The sequence below is a fragment of the Carnobacterium sp. genome (assembly GCF_049673005.1).
Lineage (GTDB): Bacteria > Bacillota > Bacilli > Lactobacillales > Carnobacteriaceae > Carnobacterium_A.
In genome coordinates this window covers 1-2,287 of the sequence record NZ_JBATXB010000100.1, presented here as the reverse complement: position 1 = coordinate 2,287, position 2,287 = coordinate 1, and the positions used below count along the sequence as shown (strand labels likewise).

The window sequence follows — 2,287 nt, the reverse complement described above, 5'->3', positions numbered from 1 at the left end:
TCATATCGGTATCAACTTGAGTCAGGTTATACTTGTCTTCTAGTTCAGTCCAAGTCTCTCCCCAATTCGCCCAGGTATCTGGCATCCCAACCGATTGGATTTTGCCTTCTTCTTTGGCTTTCTCTTCAATCTCTTGTGTGGTTAAAGCATTTAAATCAATTGCTGTTGGTTTTACCGCTTCGCCTTTTGCTCCACAACCAGCTAGTAACGCTCCTGCTAGTAATGTCGATACCAAACCTTTTTTCAAATGATTCATTATTCATTCCTCCTCAGTTGTATGTAGATAATGGTTAAAAGATATATCCTTTTTATAAAGGTTGTTTTCTTTTAACAATTAAATCTTACCAAGTGTATGTGGTTTTTAGACGAACTTCTTGTTAAGACTTTGTAAATGAGGTAGAAGATTTGTAAATTTTTAGACAGCAAAAAGCCACTTCTCTGATGAGAAACGGCTAGATGAGTTTATAGTTCTTTTAATTACATCTCGCTGATTTTAATATTTTAACTTTCGTGCTAGATATTTTAACATAAGAACCATTTATTTCTTATTCTATATAGATTTTCTGAAAAGTTAAAATAACCCAAATAACTTAGCTTTTTTTACTTCCCTAGCTGATTCTGGGAAAATGACTTCTCCATTAATCAAATCTTTAGTTACTTGATGGTAGTTTTTAACTTTTTCTTTTCCGAATTCTTTTTCAAGCTTTTGAAACGCTTCTTTCATATGAAAAGATCTTGAAGTGATATTATGAGCATCAGAAGCAATAAAATGGACTAAATTAGCTTCTATTAGCTGTTTGCTTAATTTTTGTATATCTTTTCCAAAACCACCCATGTAGCTTGCTGCTGTAAGTTGTGCTAGTGCACCCTTTTCAACAAAAGACAACAAAATGTTTGGGTCTTTTAATATTGCTCTATTACGTTCAGGGTGAACGATTATTGGTGTTACTCCTTTTTTTTGTAATTCAAAGAATAAGGATTCTGTGTAAGCTGGAATAGATGGCGTAGGAAATTCAATTAAAATATATTGATTTGTTTCATCAATAAATTGAATTTTATTTCCATCTATATTTTCAAATAATTCTCCATGAATTCGAACCTCTTGTCCAGGAAAAATAATTAGCGAAATTCCTCTTTCATCCAATTCATTTTGCAACTCGTCTATTAAAATTGAAATATCTTCTTTTTCATTATCCCAATGCCCATTTTTATAATGCGGAGTAGCTAAGATATGAGTAATTCCTTCTGAAACAGCATCCTTCGCCATTTTAATTGATTCTTCCATATTTTTGGCACCATCATCAATACCGGGTAAAATATGACAATGTAAATCTATCATTCCTATCCCCTCAATCTACTTTTTTATATCTATAAATTATTACACAACTATTGTTATAGCTGAAGATATTTATACTATCCACTTAAATAGTTTTTTGAGATTATTCTAACTTAGATAGGAATGTTTTTAAAGCATCCTCCCATGTAGGTATAATAAATCCTAGCTCTTTTGATTTACTTAAATCCATAATTGAATGTTTAGGCCGGTATGCTTTTTGTGGATAGTCGTTTGATGTTACAGGAGCGACTTCAACTTTTTTATTTTTTAAAATCTCATTTGCAAATTCATACCATGAACAGCTTCCGTCGTTAGACAAATGGTAAGTCCCATATTCAGCTTTTTCTTCAACTATAAAGGCTATAAATTCTGCTAAGGTACGTGTCCAAGTTGGTCGTCCAAACTGGTCACTCACAACAGTCAATTTATCATGAGTTTCAGCTAAGCGTTGCATTGTGTATACGAAGTTAGATCCAAATTCACCAAATACCCAGGAAGTTCGAACAATATAATAGTTTGTTACCAATTCTCTAACGATCTTTTCTCCTTCTAACTTTGCATGCCCTTATTCGTTCTTAGGATTTGTTTCATCATCGTTAGTATATTCAGCTTGTTTCGAACCATCAAAAACATAATCTGTACTAATATAAACAAGGGTAGCACCTACTTGCTCAGCAGCTTTAGCAACATTCTCAGTTCCTATTACGTTGACCAAATAATTTATTTCTTTTCCTTCATCTTCTGCTTTATCTACAGCAGTATATGCCGCGCAATGATAAATAATATCTGGCTTTAGTGATTCAATAGTAAGTGCCTAATAGAACGGTATCTTTCAAAATAGATAGCCTCTTGATAAAATTAAACAAATTCAGTGTTTACAGGAGGTTTTATTAATGAAAGCAAAACAAGATATTGTCCCAGTTACATTAGCCAATGATTCTAAATCTTCAG

Annotated in this window: 1 protein-coding gene and 2 pseudogenes; all 3 read right to left on the bottom strand. The window is 32.6% G+C overall.

Translation table 11 applies throughout. The features are described 5' to 3' along the window. A pseudogene (locus WBF61_RS07335) lies at window positions 1-256 on the bottom strand (ABC transporter substrate-binding protein); the annotation flags it as partial. A gap of 315 nt (window positions 257-571) precedes the next feature. Further along, complete coding sequence (locus tag WBF61_RS07330) at window positions 572-1,339, bottom strand: tyrosine-protein phosphatase (RefSeq protein ID WP_424255255.1); 768 nt, start codon at window positions 1,337-1,339, stop codon at window positions 572-574. Window positions 1,340-1,439: 100 nt separating this feature from the next. Next, window positions 1,440-2,141: pseudogene (gene rfbD / locus WBF61_RS07325) on the bottom strand (dTDP-4-dehydrorhamnose reductase); the annotation flags it as partial. Window positions 2,142-2,287 lie beyond the last annotated feature (146 nt).